Genomic DNA, 20,614 nt, shown 5'->3' with positions numbered 1-20,614 from the left:
CCGTATGAACACGACCGCTCCGCTGCTCGAGGTAAAAGGCGTCACGCTGCAATACAAGACGCCTGACCATCTGGTGACGGCCACGTATCGAATCGACTTCCAGGTCTTCGAAGCAGAGAGATTCATTCTCCTCGGACCGTCAGGCTGCGGAAAATCGACCCTGCTCAAGGCGGTTGGCGGTTACATGATGCCGACCGAGGGCGAAATCCGGCTCAAGGGAAATCTGATCAAGCATCCCGGTCCGGATCGCATGATGGTGTTTCAGGAGTTCGATCAGCTGCTGCCGTGGAAGACGGTAAAACAGAACGTGATGTTTCCGCTCGAATCGTCCAGCCGCATGCCGGGGCGCGAGGTGGAAGAACGCGCGATGTACTACATCAACAAGGTCAATCTCGCTAACTTCGCCGACGCTTATCCGCATACGCTGTCCGGTGGCATGAAGCAGCGCGTGGCGATTGCGCGCGGCATGGCGATGGAGCCGGATATCCTCTTGATGGACGAGCCGTTCGCAGCACTGGACGCGCTCACGCGCCGCAAGATGCAGGATGAGCTTCTGGCGCTGTGGGACGAGACGCACTTCACGGTGTTGTTCGTGACGCATTCGATTCCCGAAGCCATCAAGATCGGAACGCGAATCCTGCTGCTGTCGCCGCATCCAGGGCAGGTGAAGGCCGAGCTGAACAGCGGCGCGCACATTCGGGACGCTATTGAGCTGGAAAAGCGCATCCAGCACATGCTGTTCTCGGACCAGATCGAGGAGGCGGAGAATGTCTGAGCCTCGGATGGCAATGACCGACGATAACATCGCGCCGCTGCGGCCCGAGATCGTCCGCGATCAGACCGCGCAGTTCGCCGTGGTGCAGAAGCCGCTGTCGACGATTGAGCGGGTCTACAATCAGGTCTGGCTTCGCAAGCTGCTGATCCTGGTGGTGCTGGCGTTCATCTGGGAAGCCTACGGGCGCTTTTTGAACAACGATCTGCTGTTTCCGACGTTCAGCGCCACTGTGCGTGCTTTTGTCGATGCCATCCTCAGCGGCGTGCTTCCGGCGCGCGCGTGGTCGTCCATCAAGGTGCTGCTGATGGGATATGCCTGCGGCGTCGTACTCGCGGCATTGCTGACGGCGCTTGCAATCATGTCGCGCATCGGAACGGATTTCCTCGAAACCATGACCTCGATGTTCAATCCGCTGCCGGCGATTGCGCTATTGCCGCTGGCGCTGATCTGGTTCGGGCTCGGCAATGGCAGCCTTATCTTCGTGCTGGTGCATTCGGTGACTTGGGCGATTGCGCTCAACACCCATTCGGGCTTCCTGTCCGTCAGCAACACGCTGAAAATGGTGGGGCGAAACTACGGCCTCACCGGGCCGCGCTATATCTGGAAGATACTGATCCCAGCGGCCTTTCCCAGCATTCTAACCGGCTTGAAGATCGGCTGGGCTTTCGCGTGGCGTACGCTGATCGCCGCCGAACTGGTGTTCGGCGTCAGTTCCGGCTCGGGCGGACTTGGATGGTTCATTTTCGAGAACAAGAACACGCTGGATATTCCAAACGTGTTCGCAGGCCTGCTGACGGTGATCATCATCGGCCTTGTGATCGAGAACGTGATCTTCCGCACCATCGAGAACCAGACCATCGGCCGCTGGGGCATGCATTCGTGACAAGGAGAACGGTATGAGATTTCAAACATTGGTGGCCGCGGCGATCGGACTTCTGAGCGTCAGTTTCAGTGGCGCAGCGCATGCCGAAGTGGACACAGTTCGCATCGCAAAACAGTTCGGACTGGGCTATCTGCCGCTGACGATGATGGAAGAACAAAAACTGTTCGAACAGCAGGCAAAGAAGCAAGGGCTCGACATCAAGGTGGAGTGGCTGCGGCTATCCGCCGGCGCCCCAATGAACGACGCGATCCTGTCGGGCAATCTCGATTTCGCATCGGGTGGCGTCGGGCCGCTGCTGACGATCTGGGGCAAGACCCAAACCAATGTGATGGTGAAGGGCGTGGCGGCGCTGAACGCCATGCCGCTTTATCTGGTCACCACCAATCCGAACATAAAGACGATCAAGGATTTCACCGAGAAGGACAAGATCGCGCTTCCCGGCGTTAAGACCTCGATCCAGGCGGTCACGCTGCAGATAGCCGCGGAAAAAGTTTTCGGTAAAGGCCAGCAGGACAAGCTGGATTCTTTTACGGTCTCGATGAGCCATCCCGATGCGCTCGCGTCGATGCTGGGCGGGAAGTCCGAGATCAACTCGCATTTCGGTTCAGCGCCATTTCAGGACATGGAACTGGCCGACCCGCGCGTGCAAAAGGTGCTGGACAGCTACGACGTTCTCGGCGGGCCGCACACCTTCAACACGGTCTGGGCGAATTCGAAATTTGTGAATGCCAATCCTAAGATCGTGAAAGCGTTTCTGGATGCGCTGGAAGAAAGCATGACCCGCATCAAGGCCGATCCTGCCGCGGCGGCTGCGCTATGGGTCAAGGCCGAGAATTCCAAGCTCTCAGCGGCCGACGCTGAAAAGATCATCAGGAATCCGCAGAACGAATGGAGCACCACGCCGAAGAAGATCCTTACCTATCTCGACTACATGAACCGGGCCGGCCTTGTGGCAACCAAGACAAACGACTGGAAAGACATTTTCTTCAGTGGCATCCACGGCGCGCCGGGCAGTTAGCCGGGCAAACGGCGATCGAGTTGAAGGCATGAACGTTCACGCCAGAATCAAAGATTCCGAATCGCATCCAGTCGACGCGATGACGGTTGCGGTATGGCGCGGCGGCCGCGTCGGGGACTTTCAAAGTTTTGAGGTGCCGCGCCGCGAGAACCAGACCGTGCTGGATGTCGTGACCGAGATCCAGCGCGACCAGGATGCGACGCTGTCCTATCGCTTCGCCTGCCGGGTCGGGATGTGCGGCTCCTGCGCGATGGTCGTCAACGGACGTCCGCGCTGGACTTGCCGGACGCGGGTCGATCAGCTGGAGATCGGGACGATCAGGCTGGAGCCGCTGCGCAACCTGCCGATTGTGAAGGATCTCGCGGTCGACATGGCGCCGTTCTTCGATAAATGGCGCAGCGCGCACGGCTATTTCGAGCCCGGCGAGAGTCCGCCCGAAGATTTTGCAGTCGTTGAGCCTGACTCAGCGGAACGTCAGGCCGCTGATGCCGGCATCGAATGCATCAATTGCGGAATCTGCTATTCGGCCTGCGATGTGGTTTCCTGGAACGAGGATTATCTCGGTCCTGCCGCGCTCAATCGAGCCTGGACCCTGGTCAATGACGTGCGCGACTGCGGCCAGGACGAGCGCCTTCAGGCTGTCTCCGGCGATGCCGGCTGTCACTCATGCCACAGCCATATGAGCTGCACCGAATTCTGTCCTAAGGCGCTCTCGCCGACCTTCTCGATCGCGGGACTGAAACGTGCGACCTCAGCGCGCGCATGGAAGCGCTGGCGATGACCCCGGCTCTTTATCTAGCCCAGCGCAGCACCGCGGTCGTCCTTGCGTTCGCAGTCACGATTCATTTGGTCACGATCATCTACGCGGTCCGTGGCGGTCTGACCGCAGGCGAGATACTGGCGCGTACCCATGGCAACCGCTGGTTCCTGGGCTTTTATCTGGTCTTCGTGATTGCCGCGGCGATCCATGCGCCGATCGGACTGCGCTCGATCTTGCGCGAATGGGCTAAATGGCGCGGCCGTTCGCTCGACATTGCGATGCTGGCGTTCTCGGCGCTGCTGTTGGTTCTTGGCATAAGGGCCGCGCTCGCGGTTTACATGGCATGATCCGCAATCCGCACCTCAAGCCTGGATTTTTGGCAGCGATGCTACATCGTCTCTCCGGCATCGCGTTGGCGATCTTCCTGCCGATGCACTTTATCGCGCTCGGGACCGCGCTCAGCAGTGCCGATTTGTTTCAGAGCTTTCTCGGTGTCACCCACAATACGTTTGTCCGCGTTGCGGAGTGGGGACTGGTTACCGCGCTCGGCCTGCACATGACATTGGGCATTCGGGTGCTGGCGATCGAATTCTTCGCCGTGCGTGAGCGCGGCGCGATCGTCCTGTCCGCCTGCGTAGCCTGTTCGGTAACGATCGGGCTGTTGTTTCTGTTGAACGGAATGGTGTGATGGTCGCGCTTTCCATGCAGACATTGTCGATCGTGTGGGCGGGGGCATTCCTCGGCGCGCTTGCCGCGGGCAGCGCCGGATTTGCGTTTGCGCTGGTGGCGTCGTCGATCTGGCTGCACGGACTGGAGCCATTGCAGACGACCGCATTGGTGGTCGCCTGCGGCACGCTGCTGCACATCACATTGGTGTGGCCGATCCGGGGTTCGATCGAACCGGCGCGACTGTTTCCGTTCGTCATCGGTGCCGTCGTCGGTATCCCCCTTGGCGTTCTGGCGCTGACGCAATTCAACGGTAGCGTCCTGAAGATCTCGCTCGGCGGCTTCCTCACGCTATATGGCTGCTACGCGTTGGTTACGCCGCGGCTGCCCCAGCTAACGTTCGGAGGACGGACCGCCGATGGCGCGATCGGATTTATCGGCGGCGTGCTTGGCGGGATCGGCGGATATTCCGGCGTGATCCCGACGGTGTGGACGCAGTTACGTGGATGGCCCAAGAATACGGCCCGAGGCGTCTACCAGCCGTTTATCCTGTTCGCGCATGTGACCACGCTGCTGCTGGTCGGCGCCGCATCGTTCAATCGCGGCGGGGTTACACTGTTCCTTTGGGCGCTGCCTCCGCTTGCGGCGGGCGCATGGCTCGGATTTCAAATTTACGGCCGGCTCGACGAGCGCCGGTTCAAGCAGGTGTTGTCCGCGATGCTCATCGCGTCCGGCCTGTCCCTCGTGCTCTAGGAGGATTTTTCATGCTGCTCGATCTGCGAGAAGTCGAAGAAATTTGCAAAACGCTTTATGTGCAGGCGCTGAAAATCCTTCCCGCGGACATCAAGGCCGGGTTCAAGGAACTGGTGCGCACCGAAACCGACGCGACCGGACGTTCCATCCTCGATACTATGATCGAGAATATCGCGGTCGCCGAGCGCACCAAGAACATCCTGTGCCAGGATACCGGCATTCCGATCTACAACGTCGTGGTCGGGCGCGACATCGAATTCGACGGCGCCGGATTGAAGCGTGCCATCCGCACCGGCTGCGAGCGCGCCACGCACGAATATTCGCTGCGGTCCTCGGTAGTGCATCCCATTACCCGGAAGAACAACCAGACCTCCAGCGGTATCCGGGTGCCGATCATCCATGTCGATTTCGACGAGCAGCCGGAGACGGTATCGATCGAAATGATCCCGAAGGGCTCCGGGTCGGAGAACGGCTCGTTCCTGCAGATGCTGCTGCCGTCCGACGGGATCAATGCGGTGAAGCGGTTTGTCATCGACCGGGTGATCGAATCCGGTGGACGCGTGTGTCCGCCGACCATCGTCGGTGTCGGGATCGGCGGTACGTCGGATCTCTGCATGCACCTTGCAAAAATCGCCGCGACCCGTCCCTTGGGCTCGGTATGCTCCGACGAGGACGGGGCAAAGATCGAAACCGAGTTGTCGCGCGCGGTGAATGAACTGGGGATCGGCCCGCAGGGCCTTGGCGGGCGCTCGACCAGTTTCGCCGTTCATGTCGAGGTCGCGGCGACTCACATCACGCAAAATCCGGTTGCCGTGAATATCCAGTGCCATTCGGCACGCCGCGCGCGGGCGACGATCACGCCCGGCGGCATCGCGTTTTCATCGTGAGGACGCGGTCATGACGCATCACATCCTCGAAATGCCGATCACGTCGGATCAGGCGCGAACGCTTAAGGTCGGAGATACCGTAACGCTGGAAAAGACGCTGTATGGAATCCGCGACGCCACCTTGATCCACATGTTCGACCGCGATCGCCGGACAAGACTCGACCTGCAGGGCCATGCCGTGATCCATACCGCGCCAAACGTGCACAAGGTGCCGATCTCGCCGGAAGCGCCGGCCGGCTACACGCCATTCTGTATCGGCACCACCACGTCACAGCGCATGGAGCGCTTTACGCGTCCGCTGATGCTGCGCGAAGGCGTCCGCATCATTGTCGGCAAGGGCGGCATGGGGCCGGAGACGTCGGCCGCGTTCAAGGAATTGGGCGGCGCCTATCTTGCCATCGTCGGAGGCGCGGCCGCGCTGGAGACCACCTGGATCGAGGAGATCGAGGACGTCGACCTCGACGACCTGCATCCCGAAAGCCTGTGGCGATTCCGCATCAAGCATTTCGGCCCGCTGCTGGTCGGCATGGATTCGCATGGGGGCTCGCTGTTTGCGGATAACCAGAAAGAGGTAGCCAGCCGGCGCGACGCGATCCTCAAGAGCATCGGGGCGGCCTGAGCATATGGAACTCCGCCGCATCGACACCGATATCCTCATTCTCGGCGCCGGCGGCGCCGGATTGTTCGCGGCGTTACACGCGAAGAAGACTGCCCCTGCCCTTGACGTGACGGTCGCGGTAAAGGGGCTGCTTGGCAAATGTGGCTGCACGCGCATGGTGCAGGGCGGCTACAACGTCGCGTTGGCGCCCGGCGATTCCGTCGAACGCCACTTCATGGACACGGTCGAGGGCGGCAAGTGGCTCAACGACCAGGATCTGGCGTGGAAGCTCGTCACGGAAGCCCAGGTCCGGATCCGCGAGCTTGAAAACGAGCTCGGCTGCTTCTTCGATCGCAATCCCGACGGCAGCGTTCACCAGAAGGCTTTCGCAGGGCAGACCTTCGACCGCACCGTCCACAAAGGCGACCTCACCGGCATCGAGATCATCAACCGGCTCTCCGAACAGGTCTGGCGACGCGACGTCAACCGGATGGAGGACCACCGCGCACTCGATTTCATTCCGGCTGCCGATGGATCGGGTCTCGCCGGCGTGCTGATGCTCGACATGCGGACCGGCGAGCCCAGCCTTGTCCGCGCCAAGGCAACGTTGCTTGCGACCGGCGGCGGCCCGACGATGTACAAGTATCACACGCCCTCAGGCGACAAGACCTGCGACGGCCTTGCAATGGCGCTCCGCGCCGGACTTGCGCTACGCGACATGGAAATGGTGCAGTTTCACCCCACCGGCCTGCTTGCCGGTGCCGGCACGCGGATGACGGGGACGGTGCTGGAAGAAGGTCTTCGCGGGGCAGGGGGAAGGTTGCTCGATTCCAGCGGCGCGCGTTTCATGTTCGACTATGACGAGCGCGGCGAGCGCGCGACGCGAGACGTCGTCAGCCGTTCGATCATGTACCAGATCCGCAAAGGTCTCGCGACCAAAAACGGCGGCGTGCACATCGAGATGAGCCACCTCGGCCCGGCGAACGTTGCAAAACTGTTCAAGGGCATGGTGGAACGCTGCGCCGATTGCGGGTTCGATCTCGCCGGCGGCCTGGTCGAGGTGGTGCCGACCGCGCATTACATGATGGGCGGCGTGGCATTCGACCTCGACTGCCGCACCGCAATGCCGCGGCTGTTTGCTGCCGGCGAGGACACCGGCGGCGTGCATGGCGCCAATCGGCTCGGCGGCAACGGCGTTGCCAATTCGACGGTGTTCGGCGGTATCGCCGGCGCCTCGATGGCGCGCGCGGTGCTGCGCGAGGGAAGTCTCGCCGATCCCGATCCCGCCGCGATCGAGCGGTCGCTCGACCGCGCGTTTTCGCCGCTTGGCCGTCCGTCCGGCGATCTCAACGAAATCCGCGAAGGTCTGATGGAGACGATGTGGGATGACGTCGGCATCCTGCGAAGCGGCGAGGGGCTGGCGCGCGGCGCCGCGGCGCTCGACGATTTGCAGGCCGCGGTTGCCCGCTGCGGCGTTGCCGACGGCGACCGGCGCTACAACCTGACCTGGACCGATCGGCTGAACCTGGAAAATCTCATTCAGGTCAGCCGCACCATCTGCGCCGCGGCGCAGGCCCGCACCGACAGCCGCGGCGCGCATTTTCGCGAGGATTACCCGACGACCTCCGAGCTTGCGTCCTCGCGCTATACGGTGGTGCGGATGCACGACAACGATATCGAAGTCACGACGGAGCCGGTGCACTTTACCCGCATCGAGCCGGGTCAGACATTGCTTGAAGAAACGCCGGAAGCTCCGCCTGCGGTTCTTGCAGCACATTCGTAATGCACATCCATTCCAGCACGAGAGCCGACCGATGAACAGCGCGAAGGGGAACAGCAAGCGGTCCGAGACGAGACCGACGCCGCCTGCTGCAAGCGCCGCGCACGCATCGCTCGGCTATCGGCCGCTGTACCGCCAGGTCAAGGAACTGCTGATGAAGCGGCTCGGCGATGGCAGCTGGGCGCCGGGCCAGTTGCTGCCGAGCGAGCCGGAGATCGCCGCGGGGCTCGGGGTCAGCCCCGGCACCGTGCGCAAGGCGCTGGATGAGATGAGTTCGGAAAGCCTGCTGGTGCGCCGGCAGGGCCGCGGCACCTTCGTGGCCTCCCACGACGAAGAGCGCATCCTGTTTCAATTCTTCCGGATGGTTTCCGACAACGGCGTGCGGCGCTTTCCGGAAAGCCGCACGATTTCGGTTTCGGTCGCCAAGGCCGATGAGTTGGCGGCGAAGCGGCTTGGAATTGGATTGAAAGAATCGACCGTCGCCATCGAGCGCGTGCGGTCGCTGGATGGACGTCCCTGCATCCACGAAAACATCGTGCTGCCGCGCGGGCTGTTTCCGGGCATCGAACGGATCAAGGATTTGCCGAACAATCTCTACGCGCTCTATTCGGTGAAGTATGGCGTGACCATTGCGCGTGGTTCGGAGAGTCTGAAGGCCGTTGCCGCAGGTCAGCGTCAGGTCGAACTGCTGGAAAGCGAACCGGGTGAGCCGATCCTGCTGATCGACCGCGTCGCGCTGGGGGTTGATGGCACGCCGGCGGAATGGCGAAGATCGCTGTGCCGTACCGATCAATCGCATTATCTCAGCGATCTCAAATAAAGGTGTGCCGCGCTTGCCGCGTCAGATTTGCTATCTTATACAAGACTCAAGATCGTAGCGTGGAGACAGGAATGAACGCGCAAGTGAGTAGCACCGCAGGTCATAAATCCAACATCCCCCAGGTTCTGGCGCACAGTCCAAAGGACAATGTCGCCGTTGTGGTAGTTGAGGGCCTGAAGGCCGGCACAAAAGCATTCGGTGTCGTGACCGAGGACAACTCGACCTTCACGGTCGACGTCAGGGACGACATTCCGATCGGGCACAAGGTCGCGCTGATCGATCTCGCCGACAAGGACACCGTGATCAAATACGGCCAGGACGTCGGCCGCATGGTCGCATCGGCCGGCAAGGGACATCACGTCCACACCCAGAACATGAAAACCAAGCGTTGGTGAGGAGCAGCATCATGGCAACGACCATTGCGCACGAAATGTCGTCCCCATTTGTTGGCGGCGCGCCCGATCAACTGATGACCAAATCGCTCGACAGCAAACGCGCCTCATCCGATTTTGCGAAAGCTAGCTTCCGGGGGTGGAAGCGCGAGAACGGCCGCGTCGGCGTCCGCAATCACGTGGTCATCCTGCCGCTCGACGATCTGTCGAACTCCGCGTGCGAGGCAGTAGCGAACAATGTCAAAGGCACGATGGCGATTCCCCATGCCTATGGCCGGCTGCAGTTCGGCGAGGATCTCGATCTGTTTTTCCGCACCCTGATCGGGATCGGGTCTAATCCCAACGTCGCCGCGGTGGTCGTGATCGGCATCGAGGACGGCTGGACCGGGCGCGTGGTCGACGGAATCGCCAAGACCGGCAAGCCGGTGGTCGGCTTCGGCATTGAAGGCCACGGCGATATCGCGACGATTGCCAAGGCCAGCTATCAGGCCAAGCGTTTTGTGCAGTGGGCATCCGAATTGAAGCGCGAGGAATGCCCGATCTCGGACCTCTGGGTTTCCACCAAATGCGGCGAGTCCGACACCACGACGGGCCTGTCATCCTGCCCGACCGTCGGCAACATGTACGACAAGCTGATCCCGCACGGCATCTATGGCGTGTTCGGCGAGACATCGGAGATCACCGGCGCCGAGCATCTGTGCCGCGAGCGCGCGGCAAGTCCCGAGATCGCCGAGAAATGGTACAAGATGTGGAAGGCGTACCAGGACGACGTGATCGAGGCGCACAAGACCAACGATCTGTCGGACTCCCAGCCTACCAAGGGCAACATCGCCGGCGGCCTCACCACTATCGAAGAAAAGGCGCTCGGCAATCTGGAGAAGATCGGCCGCAAGTGCCGCTACATCGACGCGCTCGAGCCGGCCGAGGCACCCGCCAAAGGTCCGGGTCTCTATTACATGGACTCTTCGTCGGCGGCGGCCGAATGCGTGACTCTGATGGCGGCGGGAGGTTATGTGGTTCACACCTTCCCGACCGGGCAGGGCAACGTGATTGGCAATCCGATCGTGCCGGTGATCAAGATCAGCGGCAATCCGAAGACGTTGCGCACCATGGGCGAGCACATCGACGTCGATGTCACCGGCGTGCTTCGCCGCGAAATGACGCTGGACCAGGCCGGCGACGCGCTGATCGACATGATCGTGCGCACCTGCAACGGGCGGCTGACCGCGGCGGAATCGCTTGGCCACCGCGAGTTCTCGCTGACGAAGCTTTATCGAAGCGCGTGACGACTCTTTCGGTCAGCGACGCCATCGAATGGGTCGCCGCGGTCTTTGTGCGCAACGAATGCAGCGTCGAGTGCGCACAATCGGTGGCGCGCGCGCTCGTCGCCGCCGAGGCCGACGGTCTCAAGGGCCATGGCCTGTCGCGGATACCGACTTATCTGCAGATGGTGCGAAGCGGCAAGATCGACGGGCAAGCGCAGCCATCGGCGGTGCGAACGCGCCCCGGCATATTGGCCATCGATGCCGCCAACGGCTTCGCCTATCCTGCAATCGAGCTTGCCGTCGCGGAATTACCGGCGCTTGCGGCCGAGCAGGGCATCGCAGCCGCATCGATCCGCCGCTCCAATCATTGCGGCGAGACCGGCTTGCCGTGCGAAGCGCTCGCCCGAAAAGGCCTGGTCGCGTTGCTGTTCGCCAACACGCCGGGCGCGATGGCGCCGTGGGGCGGACGCGAGCCGGTATTCGGCACCAATCCAATCGCGTTCGCAGCCCCTCTGCAAGGTCGTGAACCGGTGGTTGTCGACCTCGCGCTGTCCAAGGTGGCGCGCGGGCCGATCGTGGCCGCCAAGCAGCGCGGCCAATCTATTCCGGAAGGGTGGGCGCTCGATGCCGACGGCAATGCGACCAGCGATCCGGAGCAAGCTCTGCAAGGAAGCATGATTCCGCTTGGCGACGCGAAGGGGGCTGCACTCGCCGTCATGGTGGAAGTACTGGCTGCCTGTCTGCCAGGCGCAAACCTCGCCTTCGAGGCATCCTCGTTTCTCGACGGAAACGGCCCGCCGCCCGCGACCGGTCAATTGCTGCTCGCGATCGATCCGTCGGCGTTCGGCCACGCACAATTCGGCGAGCGTATCGCGACGTTGGCGGCAGCGGTCGAGCGGCAGCCCGGCGCACGTCTGCCGGGGACGCGTCGCCTCGCCAACCGGAGCCGCGCGGCGCGCGATGGCATTATCATTGCGCCGGAGATCGCCGCCGCGGCAGCCGGAAATAGTTGAGCTCATGCCGAAGCGGTCGCGCGCGATCTTCACCTCTTCCCGCAGGGGAGAGGTCGGTTCGCATCGCCAGATGTGAACCGGGTGAGGGGCCTGCGGACTATCGATAGAGTGTAACCCCTCACCCGGATTGCATCTGACGATGCAGTCCGACCTCTCCCTGCGGGAGAGGTGAAGGGTCAGCCCGTTTGCTCGACGTTCCCAACGCGGCTGTCGATTTCCCTGCGAAGCGCGGCAAAATCGATCGGCTTGGTCAGCAGCGCCTCTGCGCCGCCTTCCAGCGCCTTCCGCCTCGTATCGGCGTCGCCATAGGCGGTGATCATGATCACGGGAACGTCCGGCCGCGCGGCTTTCGCCTTCGGCAACAGTTCAAGGCCGCTCATTCCCGGCATGTTGATGTCGGAGAGGATCAGGATCAACGATGCACCGGCCGCGTCGCTGATGCGTTGCAGCGCGGTGTCCGCCGACTGGGCAAAATCCATGGTGAAGCGGCCGGCGCGGAGGTCGCGTCTGAACTGCTGGCGAAACAGCATCTCGACATCGGCTTCGTCGTCGACGACGAGAATAAGGAAACTCAACTGTTTGCTCCTGTCGTGCCCGTTGCTGCCGCGCGCGGAAGAATAATCCTGAACTCGGTGAATTCGCCGAGCTCGGTGTCGACCTCGATCGATCCGGCATGCTGCTTGACGATGATATCGTAGCTCAGGGAGAGACCAAGTCCCGTTCCCTCGCCGGGCGGCTTGGTGGTGAAGAACGGGTTGAACATTTTTTCCTTCACGTCCGCAAGGATACCGCCGCCATTGTCCCGAATCCTGATCTCGACGCTGTCGCCGAGATTGCGTGTCGCGGCAGCGAGAGTCGGTTCATAGCCGTCCAGTTTCGCCTCCGCCTTGCGCTTCATCGTCGCGTAAAAGCCGTTCGAAATCAGGTTGAGAAATACCCGCGTAATTTCCTGCGGAAACAGATCGACTTCACCGGCGGTGGGGTCGAAGGACCGCTCCAGCCTGATCTTGAATTCCTGCTTTTCGGCCCGGGCGCCGTGATAGGCAAGATTAAGGCTTTCGTCGATGATGCTGTTGAGATCGACCGGCCTGCGCTCGCCGGAACCTTCGCGCGAATGCAGCAGCATGTTTTTGACGATGGAGTCCGCGCGCTTGCCGTGCTGCAGGATCTTGTCGAGGTTACCGCGTAGCAGGTTCGCGAGATCGTTGATTTCCTTCTTCGGGCCGTTGTCGAGCCCGGCCTCGGGAAGTGCCGCCTGCAATTCATCAAGGAGCTCGACGGAAACCGCGGAAAAATTGTTGACGAAGTTGAGCGGATTCTTGATCTCGTGCGCAATGCCCGCGGTAAGTTGTCCGAGCGAGGCGAGCTTCTCGGTCTGCACCAGCCGGTTCTGCGCCGTCCGCAGTTCCTCCAGCGATTTCGTCAATTCGCGCGTCCGCGCCTCGACGCTGTCGAACAAACGAACGTTTTCAATCGCGATCGCGGCCTGATCGGCGAACGTGTTCAGCAGCGCGATGTATTTGTCCTCGAACGGGCGGACCTCGGTCCTGCGGACCAGGATGGTGCCGAGCGCGCGGCCCTCACGGACCAGCGGCACGGCAAGGACTGTTCGGTGACCGAATCTGATTGCGAGTTGCAGTCCGTTGGGAAAGTCATGCCCTGTTGCCAACGCGTCAGCGATATGAATTGGCTTTTTGTCGCAGATGGCACGGCCCATGACAGTGGTGCGGTCGAGCGGCACTGTCTCATCGGCGTCCAGCCCCTTGAGGTTGCCGAAACTGGCTTTCTGATGCATCACGTCATCCTGGACGACAATAATATCCACGAACTGGGCCCCGCAGATGCGGGCGGCGCGCTCGGCGACCGTATCGAACACAGGTTGGACGTCGCCCGGCGAACTCGAAATCACGCGCAGGATGTCGCTGATCGCGGTCTGCTGCTCCAGCGACTCGGCTAGCTCGCGGCGGAGATTTGTAATTTCCTCTTTAACGTCGACGTCCACAGACGTTGCAGGCGCGCGTTTACGCTTGGTCGGCGGCTTTCGGGCCGTCGAAGATTTGCGCAGCGTTTGAACGCGCTTCGCCATCAATATTAACCCTTGCCGGGAAAGCCGTAAAAATCAATACGGTCAAAGGCTACCCAATCCGGATGCGTCCGTACAGGTGGTGAAATCGCTCAATGGTTGCCGAGCCCGGGATCGCCTCGGCTTGGGCGAGCAATGCATGGATGAGCGCGGAGAGTTTTTCTCGACGCTGCGTGGCAAGACGTGGCAAAGTCGGGTCAAGAGCAAAAAGCCCCCGACGGGAGAGCCGTAAATGAAGAGTTTTCAGGTCACCGATTTCAACGCCCCCTTGAAAGAGGTGGACCAGCCTACCCCGCAGCCCGCCGGCACGCAGGTGCTGATCAAGGTCAAGGCGGCCGGCGTCTGCCACAGCGACCTGCACATCTGGGAAGGCGGCTACGACCTCGGCCACGGCCGCAAGCCGCTCTCGCTGAAAGACCGCGGCGTATCGTTGCCGCGCACGATGGGGCATGAAACCGTCGGGGAAGTGCTGGCATTCGGGCCGGACGCCAAGGCCGACCATAAAGGCGATCTCAAGGTCGGCGACATCGCCCTGGTCTATCCTTGGCTGGGTTGCGGCAAATGCGAGGTGTGCCTCGCCGGCGAAGAGAATATGTGCCTGAAGCCTTCCTCGCTCGGCGTGCACTGCGATGGCGGCTATGCCGATCACATGACGGTGCCGCATCCGAAATATCTGCTCAATCTGAAAGGTCTCGATCCTGTCACTGCGGCACCGTATGCCTGCTCTGGCGTCACCACCTACAGCGCGCTGAAAAAAGTTCAGGCGGATTTCGGCAGCCCGATCGTGATTTTCGGCGCCGGGGGCCTCGGCCTGATGGCGCTGTCGCTGCTGAAGGCGATGGGCGGCAAGGGCGCGATCGTCGTCGACATCGATGCGCGCAAGCGCGAAGCCGCTGAAAAAGCCGGCGCGCTTGCCACCGTCGATGGCGCGGCGCCTGATGCGTTGGAGCAACTCGCGGCGAAAGCCGGCGGTCCGATCAGGGCGGTGATCGATCTGGTAGGTAATGCCGCGACCACACAACTGGGGTTCGACTGCCTGACCAAGGGCGGCAAGCTCGTCATCGTCGGCCTGTTCGGCGGCGGCGCGACCTGGGCATTGCCGCTGATCCCGATCAAGGCGGTCACCATTCAGGGCAGTTATGTCGGCAACTTGCGCGAAACCGCAGAATTGCTGGATCTGGTAAGAACCAGGAAGATCGCACCGATTCCGGTGACGCCGATGCCGCTCGCCAAGGCAAATCAGGCGCTCACCGACCTTCGGCAAGGCAAGCTTGTCGGGCGCGCAGTACTGACGCCGTAGGTGTTTACTTCGGAGCTGTGATTGGGGATGTCTCAGGACAGGAAGAACGAACCGCGACCTTCCAGCAGCAAGCTGGACGTGCTGCGCAAGCATCCGATTTTCAGCGATCTTGAGCCGGCCGCATTCGATCAGCTTTGCCGCTATGCCAAGCTGTCCAATTTTAAGCGCGGCGCGACGATCTGTTCCAAGGGAGATGTCGGCAATAGCCTGTATGCCGTGATCTCCGGCACCGTGAAGATCAGCACCTCCTCCGCAGAAGGCCGCAGCGCGATCCTCAATCTTATCGGCACCGGCGAAGTTTTTGGCGAGATCGCACTGCTGGACGGCGGCGAGCGAACGACCGATGCCATCGCCAATTCCGATTGCGAACTGTTTGTCATCGATCGCCGCGAATTCATCCCCTTCGTGCGAAGCCAGCCGGCGCTTGCAATGAAATTCATCGAACTGCTGTGCGCGCGGCTGCGGTGGACCAGCGAGCATGTGGAGCAGATCATTCTTCAGGACCTGCCGGGGCGCGTTGCCAGCGCGCTAATTCGGCTGACCGAAAGGCATCAACCATCGCCGGGGCGCACCATTACCGTCACCCAGCAGGAAATCAGCGAGATGGTGGGAATGTCACGGGAGAGCATCAACAAGCAATTGCGGGCTTGGGAAACCCGCAAATGGGTTCGCCTCGAACACGGAGCCATCGTTGTTCTGGACGCCGGGTCGCTGCAGGCGCTGGTCGAAGCGGGATCGAAAGGCGAATAGCGGTAGGCTGCCGGCAAGGTCCATTAGAATCTTCAGAACCAATTAAGCGTTTCCGTCACCGGTTGCCGCTCGATACCAGGTCTAGCGCGCGGCGGCCGGCGCTAAGAAATCGCCGATCGCTGCTAAAAACGCTTGTGGCGCCTGCAGTTGCGGGACGTGCGCGCAGCCCGGAATGATCTTGAGACGGGCTTGCGGCAAACCCGCGGCGATTTCGTGGGACATCGGCGGCGGCGTCGCCTCGTCGTGTTCGCCGACCAGGACAAGCACGGGGACCTTGACCTGCCCGAGTTGGGGCCGGAGGTCAAGTTCCGCCAGCGCATCGCAGGCGGCTCTGAACACTTCCGGGTCTGTGCGCAGGAATGCCTCGCGCCGGCCGCGCATCAGCCCGGGATTTGCCGCCTGGAATTCCGGCGCGAACAGCCGGCGCATCGCGACGTCGGTGATCGCCTCCAGACCCTTGGCTTTGGACGCCGCCGCCATGTTGCGGAAAGCCTCGCGGCCGGGTTCGGAAAACGACCCGCCGCAATCGGCAAGAATGAGTTTCGTTGCGATGTTCGGATGGCGAATCGCCATCTGCAGCGTGACGAAGCCGCCATAGCCGTTGCCGAGTACGATGACATCCTCGCCGTCCGCGCAGTCATCGATCGCTCCGGCCATCCTGTCAGCCACGGCGGCAAGACCGCCGCGGACCGCCTCAGATTCGCCGAAGCCTGGCAATTCCGGAACGACCACCCGAAATGACTTTGACAATTCCGGAACGATCCCGTCGAAGCTGGCGCGATCTGACAGCAGCGAATGCAACAGAACCAGCGGCGGGCCGTTACCGGATTGCGAAGCGTTGACGGTGCCATTGGCGAAACGCCTGTCCATGCGATGTGTTCTTTCCCGATCGGGCGGCCCGAAAGCTCCGGCGCGCCGATTGATAAATTAAAGTTCACGTTTTTCAAGCCCTTTTCCCTTGACGTAATATTTCACGACTGCAAAATTGCTGTTCACAACAGGACATAAACGATGCTTTTGCGCGATAATGTCTATGAAAACCTGCGATCTGATATTCTGACGTGCCGTCTGGCGCCCGGCGATGATATGCGCGAGCAGGAGCTTGCCGAGCGTTACGCCGTCAGCCGCCAGCCGGTGCGCGAGGCGTTGCTGCGGCTGGAGCGCGAGCATCTCGTGACCGTGCAGCCGCGGCAGGGTTATCGGGTCAATCCGATCTCGCTTAGCGATGCGCGCGACCTGTTGCGGTTTCGGCTCGCGCTGGAGCCGGCCTGCGTCGCCGAAGCGATCGAGAACGCGCCGCAGGATGTGCTGAAGGCGCTCGACGGGTACAGGCGCTTCGCCGGCAACCACGAAGACTTCATCGCCTATAACCGCGCCTTCCATTCCGCGCTGGCGCATGCGTCGGGCAACCGCCGCATGGCGGCGGCGCTGTGCGACCTGATCGGGCAGGCCGATCGTCTGGTGCGTGTCAGCGTCGCCAATGTCAAAGGCCACGATCCGGCGCAACTGGTCGCCGAACACGTTGCTTTGATCGAGGCGATGCAGCGCCGCGACGCGCGAAGTGCCGCGCGCATCATCAAGGCGCACATCGTGCAGACCGAAAAGCGGGTGCTGCCGGCGCTGGCGCGTAACGCAGTAATCGTCGAAAGGAGAGAGCCATGAACATTCCTGCGAAACACGCCGCGATCGACGTCGAAATCCACGGCAATTTTGTCGACAGCCGCGAGATCGAGGCCGGCAGCGGCGAGATGCTGGACGTCCGCAATCCCGCCACTGGCGATGTCATCGCGCGGATTCCGAATTCCACTGCCGACGATATCGATCGCGCGATGAAGAGCGCGCGCGCCGCATTCGAAGGCAAGGGCTGGGGCGGCATGGACATCCGCTCGCGCGCGCGGCTGGTCAATCGCCTTGCCGACGCATTCGAGGCCAATCTGGAGCAGCTGTACCGGCTGGAGACGCTGAACAACGGCCGCCCGGTCAACGAGACCCGCGCGCAGCTGTCGCGGCTGCCGGATTTCTTCCGCTATTTTGCGGGGCTGGCGCTGGCGCGCCGCGATTCGGTGATCCCCGTGGAAGGCTCGTATCTGAACTACACGCTGCGCACGCCGATCGGCATCGTCGCCAACTGCACGCCGTTCAATCATCCCTTGATGATCATGTGCAAGTCGCTGGCCGCGGTGCTGGCAACCGGCTGCGTCACCGTCGTAAAGCCATCGGAATACACGCCGCTCACCACGCTGAAACTGGCGCAGATCTTCACCGAGGCCGGACTGCCGCCCGGCGTATTCAATGTCGTGCTCGGCCTTGGCCAGAGCGCCGGCAGGATGCTCGCCGAACATCCTGATATCAACAAGCTGGTGCTGACCGGCGGCACCGAAGCCGGCCGCATCGCCGGCGGCTCGGCGGCAAAAGTGTTCGCACACCAGACCATGGAGCTCGGCGGTAAGACCCCGGTGATGGTGTTCGACGACTACGACGTCGATCAAGCCGTGAACTATGCCGCGTTCGGCGCCTTCATCGGGGCAGGGCAGACCTGCGTCTGCGCCTCACGGCATATCGTGCAGGCCTCGATCTATGACGAATTCGTGGAAAAGCTGAAGGCGAAAACAAAGACCATCCGCATCGGCGATCCCTTCGATCCGGCCACGCAGCTCGGGCCGGTGATCTCGGCGCGGCAGCGCGATCGTGTGCTGACCTATTCCCGGTTCGGCGTCGAGGATGGCGGCCGGCTGGTGACCGGCGGCGCCGCCGCTCGCGTGCCGGGTCATGACAATGGCTACTTCGTCGAGCCGACCGTATTCGCCGACGTCAAATCCGACATGCGCATCTTCCAGGAAGAGGTGTTCGGCCCCTTCACCTCGGTGACGCCGTTCAAGGATGAAGCCGACGCGTTGCGTCTTGCCAATGACTCTCCGTTCGGGCTTGCGGCTGCGATCCGCACCCGCGACATCGGCCGCGCTCATCGGGTGGCAGCCGCCGTCAAGGCCGGCATTGTCTGGATCAACGATCATCACCGTCTCGATCCGGCCTCGCCCTGGGGCGGCGTCGACGACTCTGGGCTCGGCCGCGAGTTCGGCACCGAAAGCTTCGATGACCATTTCAACGTCAAGAGCGTGATGGTCGCGACGCACGACCAGCCGTTCGACTGGTATCGCGAGACGGCGAGTCAGAAACGATTGAACTGAGCATGATGAATTGAAGTTGAGTCGGATTCGGCATTCAGGTCACCTCTCCCCGCAGGGGAGAGGTCGGATTGCATCGTCAGATGCAATCCGGGTGAGGGGTTTCTCGGCGAGTCCAGTGCCCGCGAAGAGACCCCGCACCCGAAGCCTGCGCTGCGCTCCGGCTTCGACCTCTCCCCTGCGGGGAGAGGGAAAGGACTGACCACCGGCGCGACCTGCGTCCAGAGAAGACCGGCGGCCGAATTACAAGGGGGAGAAACTTCATGACTTCAGCAGTAAACGCCGGCGCACGTCTCGACCGGCTGCCGATCTCGTCGTTTCACTACCGGATTTTCTGGCTGGTCGGCGCCGGCATGTTTTTTGACGGCTATGATCTCTACATCGCCGGCGGCGTGCTGGCATCGGCGGTGCAGAGCAAATTCTCCACCGTTCCGCAAAACCTGCAGTTCATTTCGCTGACCTTTGTCGGTATGACGCTGGGCGCGCTGATCACCGGCTTTGTTGGCGACAAGATGGGGCGGCGCTTCACCTATCAGATCAATCTCTTGATTTTCGGGCTGGCGTCGCTGGCGGCGGCCTTTGCGCAGGACATGAATCAGCTGATCGCCTGCCGCTTCGTGCAGGGCCTTGGCCTCGGCGCCGAAATCGTGGTCGGCTATTCGACGCTGACCGAATTCGTTCCGCCGAAGACGCGCGGGCGCTGGCTGTCGATGATGGCGTTTTTGGTGGTGGCCGGGTTCCCGGTGACCGCCTTGCTCGGCTATCTGATCATCCCGGCTTTCGGCTGGCGTCCGATGTTCGTCATCGCCGGCATCGGCTCGCTGGTCGTCTGGTATCTGCGCAAGAACCTTCCCGAATCGCCGCGCTGGCTTGAATCGCAGGGCCGCACCGAGGAGGCCGAAGCGCTGATGCAGAGCATCGAAAAGGAATCCGCCGGCGGCCGTACGCTGCCGCCGGTGGTGGTGCCGGCTCCGGTACCGCAGGTCGCGGCCATGGACATGCTGAAACCACCGCTGCTGCAGCGCCTGCTGGTCGGCTGCTGGGTGCTGATCACCATCAATACGCTGATCTTCGGCTTCGTGATCTTCCTGCCGCAGTTCTTCCTGCGCCAGGGCCTGACCATCGCCAATTCGCTTGCCTATACGCTGGTGCTGTCGATCGGATCGCTGGTCGGCTGCGCCGTCGGCGCGTATTTGTCCGACGCGATCGGGCGGCGCTGGAGCATCATCGGCGCGTCCATCGTCACCATCGTCAGCGGCTACATCTATGCCCGCTTCCACGCGGGGGACGATCCGGCGATCGTGTTGAGCACAGGCTTCGTGCTGATCGTCGCGATCTATGTGCAGACCGCGATCCTGTTCGGCGTCTATACGCCGGAACTGTTCCCGACCGAGATCAGGCTGCGCGCCAACGGCATCTGCAACACGCTCGGCCGCGGCGCCACCGTGGTCTCGCCGTTCATCGTCGGAGCCCTGATGACGTCCTACCAGTTGCCCGGCGTGGTCTGGCTGATGATCGGCCTTGTGCTCGTCCAGATCGTCGTGGTGTGGGCCTGGGGCGTCGAGCCGCGCAACCGCGGGCTGGAGGAGGTAGCGGGGGCTGCGACGTGAGGCGGCTCAGCTTGATTTTTCCAGGAGATCCTTCGCCATGAGAACCTCATCGTAGTAACGCCCGTCTTGTTTCAGG

Annotated in this window: 22 protein-coding genes; 19 read left to right on the top strand and 3 right to left on the bottom strand. The window is 62.0% G+C overall.

Features of this window, described 5'->3' with window-relative positions:
* The first annotated feature begins 4 nt into the window (after positions 1-4).
* The 14 genes from VGP39_RS00495 (at position 5) to VGP39_RS00430 (ending at position 11,610) form a co-directional block, all read left to right on the top strand.
* Entirely contained in the window at positions 5-775 is a 771-nt protein-coding gene (locus VGP39_RS00495) for an ABC transporter ATP-binding protein (protein ID WP_327566152.1), read from the top strand.
* Positions 768-1,658 (top strand): ABC transporter permease, encoded by an 891-nt coding sequence (locus tag VGP39_RS00490; RefSeq protein ID WP_327566151.1) that lies wholly within the window; start codon positions 768-770, stop codon positions 1,656-1,658. The genes VGP39_RS00495 and VGP39_RS00490 overlap by 8 nt, the downstream gene beginning before the upstream one ends.
* Positions 1,659-1,671: 13 nt before the next feature.
* On the top strand, positions 1,672-2,676 hold the full coding sequence (locus VGP39_RS00485; RefSeq protein WP_327566150.1) for an ABC transporter substrate-binding protein: 1,005 nt from the start codon (positions 1,672-1,674) through the stop codon (positions 2,674-2,676).
* Positions 2,677-2,704: 28 nt separating this feature from the next.
* Positions 2,705-3,457, top strand: coding sequence for a succinate dehydrogenase/fumarate reductase iron-sulfur subunit (locus tag VGP39_RS00480; protein WP_327566149.1), 753 nt, complete (start codon positions 2,705-2,707; stop codon positions 3,455-3,457).
* Positions 3,439-3,783 (top strand): succinate dehydrogenase, encoded by a 345-nt coding sequence (locus tag VGP39_RS00475; protein WP_327566148.1) that lies wholly within the window; start codon positions 3,439-3,441, stop codon positions 3,781-3,783. Before VGP39_RS00480 ends, VGP39_RS00475 begins: the two co-directional genes overlap by 19 nt.
* On the top strand, positions 3,780-4,124 hold the full coding sequence (gene sdhC / locus VGP39_RS00470) for a succinate dehydrogenase, cytochrome b556 subunit (RefSeq protein WP_327566147.1): 345 nt from the start codon (positions 3,780-3,782) through the stop codon (positions 4,122-4,124). The genes VGP39_RS00475 and sdhC overlap by 4 nt, the downstream gene beginning before the upstream one ends.
* Positions 4,124-4,855: a sulfite exporter TauE/SafE family protein gene (locus VGP39_RS00465; protein ID WP_327566146.1), complete on the top strand. Its 732-nt coding sequence runs from the start codon at positions 4,124-4,126 to the stop codon at positions 4,853-4,855. The genes sdhC and VGP39_RS00465 overlap by 1 nt, the downstream gene beginning before the upstream one ends.
* An 11-nt stretch (positions 4,856-4,866) precedes the next feature.
* Positions 4,867-5,742, top strand: a complete 876-nt coding sequence (locus tag VGP39_RS00460) for a fumarate hydratase (RefSeq protein WP_327566145.1) — start codon at positions 4,867-4,869, stop codon at positions 5,740-5,742.
* A 10-nt stretch (positions 5,743-5,752) separates the two neighbouring features.
* Positions 5,753-6,361, top strand: coding sequence for a fumarate hydratase C-terminal domain-containing protein (locus VGP39_RS00455; protein WP_327566144.1), 609 nt, complete (start codon positions 5,753-5,755; stop codon positions 6,359-6,361).
* A 4-nt stretch (positions 6,362-6,365) separates the two neighbouring features.
* Positions 6,366-8,123, top strand: a complete 1,758-nt coding sequence (locus VGP39_RS00450; RefSeq protein ID WP_327566143.1) for an L-aspartate oxidase — start codon at positions 6,366-6,368, stop codon at positions 8,121-8,123.
* A 31-nt stretch (positions 8,124-8,154) separates the two neighbouring features.
* Positions 8,155-8,940, top strand: coding sequence for a GntR family transcriptional regulator (locus VGP39_RS00445; RefSeq protein WP_327566142.1), 786 nt, complete (start codon positions 8,155-8,157; stop codon positions 8,938-8,940).
* A 71-nt stretch (positions 8,941-9,011) separates the two neighbouring features.
* Positions 9,012-9,335: a UxaA family hydrolase gene (locus VGP39_RS00440; protein WP_327566141.1), complete on the top strand. Its 324-nt coding sequence runs from the start codon at positions 9,012-9,014 to the stop codon at positions 9,333-9,335.
* Between the two features lie 74 nt (positions 9,336-9,409).
* A complete protein-coding gene (locus tag VGP39_RS00435; protein ID WP_327566159.1) occupies positions 9,410-10,618 on the top strand; it encodes a UxaA family hydrolase in 1,209 nt (402 codons plus the stop codon).
* On the top strand, positions 10,615-11,610 hold the full coding sequence (locus VGP39_RS00430) for an Ldh family oxidoreductase (protein ID WP_414644535.1): 996 nt from the start codon (positions 10,615-10,617) through the stop codon (positions 11,608-11,610). The genes VGP39_RS00435 and VGP39_RS00430 overlap by 4 nt, the downstream gene beginning before the upstream one ends.
* 176 nt (positions 11,611-11,786) lie before the next feature.
* Here the strand turns inward: VGP39_RS00430 and VGP39_RS00425 are convergent, their stop codons facing one another.
* Positions 11,787-12,185 (bottom strand): response regulator, encoded by a 399-nt coding sequence (locus VGP39_RS00425; RefSeq protein WP_327566140.1) that lies wholly within the window; start codon positions 12,183-12,185, stop codon positions 11,787-11,789.
* Positions 12,182-13,696: an ATP-binding protein gene (locus tag VGP39_RS00420; RefSeq protein WP_327566139.1), complete on the bottom strand. Its 1,515-nt coding sequence runs from the start codon at positions 13,694-13,696 to the stop codon at positions 12,182-12,184. The genes VGP39_RS00425 and VGP39_RS00420 overlap by 4 nt, the downstream gene beginning before the upstream one ends.
* A 229-nt stretch (positions 13,697-13,925) precedes the next feature.
* On the opposite strand from VGP39_RS00420, the gene VGP39_RS00415 reads away from it, so the two are divergent.
* Together VGP39_RS00415 and VGP39_RS00410 are read left to right on the top strand one after the other, a co-directional pair.
* The gene (locus VGP39_RS00415; protein ID WP_327566138.1) at positions 13,926-14,993 is read left to right on the top strand and encodes an alcohol dehydrogenase; all 1,068 of its coding nucleotides are present in this window, start codon (positions 13,926-13,928) and stop codon (positions 14,991-14,993) included.
* Between the two features lie 27 nt (positions 14,994-15,020).
* The gene (locus tag VGP39_RS00410) at positions 15,021-15,743 is read left to right on the top strand and encodes a Crp/Fnr family transcriptional regulator (RefSeq protein ID WP_327566137.1); all 723 of its coding nucleotides are present in this window, start codon (positions 15,021-15,023) and stop codon (positions 15,741-15,743) included.
* Positions 15,744-15,824: 81 nt separating this feature from the next.
* On the opposite strand, the gene VGP39_RS00405 is transcribed toward VGP39_RS00410, so the two are convergent.
* Positions 15,825-16,613: an alpha/beta fold hydrolase gene (locus VGP39_RS00405; protein ID WP_327566136.1), complete on the bottom strand. Its 789-nt coding sequence runs from the start codon at positions 16,611-16,613 to the stop codon at positions 15,825-15,827.
* 141 nt (positions 16,614-16,754) lie between these two features.
* On the opposite strand from VGP39_RS00405, the gene VGP39_RS00400 reads away from it, so the two are divergent.
* The 3 genes from VGP39_RS00400 to VGP39_RS00390 all read left to right on the top strand — a co-directional run bounded on the left by VGP39_RS00400 (position 16,755) and on the right by VGP39_RS00390 (position 20,538).
* Positions 16,755-17,405: a GntR family transcriptional regulator gene (locus VGP39_RS00400; RefSeq protein WP_327566135.1), complete on the top strand. Its 651-nt coding sequence runs from the start codon at positions 16,755-16,757 to the stop codon at positions 17,403-17,405.
* Positions 17,402-18,931 carry an aldehyde dehydrogenase gene (locus tag VGP39_RS00395; RefSeq protein WP_327566134.1) on the top strand — a complete coding sequence of 510 codons (1,530 nt, stop codon included), beginning with the start codon at positions 17,402-17,404 and terminating at the stop codon, positions 18,929-18,931. Before VGP39_RS00400 ends, VGP39_RS00395 begins: the two co-directional genes overlap by 4 nt.
* A 260-nt stretch (positions 18,932-19,191) precedes the next feature.
* Complete coding sequence (locus VGP39_RS00390; protein ID WP_327566133.1) at positions 19,192-20,538, top strand: MFS transporter; 1,347 nt, start codon at positions 19,192-19,194, stop codon at positions 20,536-20,538.
* Positions 20,539-20,614: the final 76 nt, after the last annotated feature.

Origin of the sequence: Bradyrhizobium sp. (assembly GCF_036009065.1) — a bacterium.
In the GTDB taxonomy this organism is placed as follows: domain Bacteria; phylum Pseudomonadota; class Alphaproteobacteria; order Rhizobiales; family Xanthobacteraceae; genus Bradyrhizobium.
Note: the sequence above shows the minus strand (reverse complement) of the source record. Positions and strands in the feature narration are given on the sequence as shown.

What these genes read in the sequence shown, in the direction of transcription:
- VGP39_RS00415 (WP_327566138.1), top strand. Translation starts at nt 13,926, where the DNA reads ATGAAGAGTTTTCAGGTCACCGATTTCAACGCCCCCTTGAAAGAGGTG.
- VGP39_RS00390 (WP_327566133.1), top strand. Translation starts at nt 19,192, where the DNA reads ATGACTTCAGCAGTAAACGCCGGCGCACGTCTCGACCGGCTGCCGATC.
- VGP39_RS00460 (WP_327566145.1), top strand. Translation starts at nt 4,867, where the DNA reads ATGCTGCTCGATCTGCGAGAAGTCGAAGAAATTTGCAAAACGCTTTAT.
- VGP39_RS00495 (WP_327566152.1), top strand. Translation starts at nt 5, where the DNA reads ATGAACACGACCGCTCCGCTGCTCGAGGTAAAAGGCGTCACGCTGCAA.
- VGP39_RS00490 (WP_327566151.1), top strand. Translation starts at nt 768, where the DNA reads ATGTCTGAGCCTCGGATGGCAATGACCGACGATAACATCGCGCCGCTG.
- VGP39_RS00445 (WP_327566142.1), top strand. Translation starts at nt 8,155, where the DNA reads ATGAACAGCGCGAAGGGGAACAGCAAGCGGTCCGAGACGAGACCGACG.
- VGP39_RS00420 (WP_327566139.1), bottom strand. Translation starts at nt 13,696, where the DNA reads ATGGCGAAGCGCGTTCAAACGCTGCGCAAATCTTCGACGGCCCGAAAG.
- VGP39_RS00440 (WP_327566141.1), top strand. Translation starts at nt 9,012, where the DNA reads ATGAACGCGCAAGTGAGTAGCACCGCAGGTCATAAATCCAACATCCCC.
- VGP39_RS00455 (WP_327566144.1), top strand. Translation starts at nt 5,753, where the DNA reads ATGACGCATCACATCCTCGAAATGCCGATCACGTCGGATCAGGCGCGA.
- VGP39_RS00435 (WP_327566159.1), top strand. Translation starts at nt 9,410, where the DNA reads ATGACCAAATCGCTCGACAGCAAACGCGCCTCATCCGATTTTGCGAAA.
- VGP39_RS00395 (WP_327566134.1), top strand. Translation starts at nt 17,402, where the DNA reads ATGAACATTCCTGCGAAACACGCCGCGATCGACGTCGAAATCCACGGC.
- VGP39_RS00400 (WP_327566135.1), top strand. Translation starts at nt 16,755, where the DNA reads ATGCTTTTGCGCGATAATGTCTATGAAAACCTGCGATCTGATATTCTG.
- VGP39_RS00450 (WP_327566143.1), top strand. Translation starts at nt 6,366, where the DNA reads ATGGAACTCCGCCGCATCGACACCGATATCCTCATTCTCGGCGCCGGC.
- VGP39_RS00465 (WP_327566146.1), top strand. Translation starts at nt 4,124, where the DNA reads ATGGTCGCGCTTTCCATGCAGACATTGTCGATCGTGTGGGCGGGGGCA.
- VGP39_RS00405 (WP_327566136.1), bottom strand. Translation starts at nt 16,613, where the DNA reads ATGGACAGGCGTTTCGCCAATGGCACCGTCAACGCTTCGCAATCCGGT.
- VGP39_RS00485 (WP_327566150.1), top strand. Translation starts at nt 1,672, where the DNA reads ATGAGATTTCAAACATTGGTGGCCGCGGCGATCGGACTTCTGAGCGTC.
- VGP39_RS00475 (WP_327566148.1), top strand. Translation starts at nt 3,439, where the DNA reads ATGGAAGCGCTGGCGATGACCCCGGCTCTTTATCTAGCCCAGCGCAGC.
- VGP39_RS00480 (WP_327566149.1), top strand. Translation starts at nt 2,705, where the DNA reads ATGAACGTTCACGCCAGAATCAAAGATTCCGAATCGCATCCAGTCGAC.
- VGP39_RS00410 (WP_327566137.1), top strand. Translation starts at nt 15,021, where the DNA reads ATGTCTCAGGACAGGAAGAACGAACCGCGACCTTCCAGCAGCAAGCTG.
- sdhC (WP_327566147.1), top strand. Translation starts at nt 3,780, where the DNA reads ATGATCCGCAATCCGCACCTCAAGCCTGGATTTTTGGCAGCGATGCTA.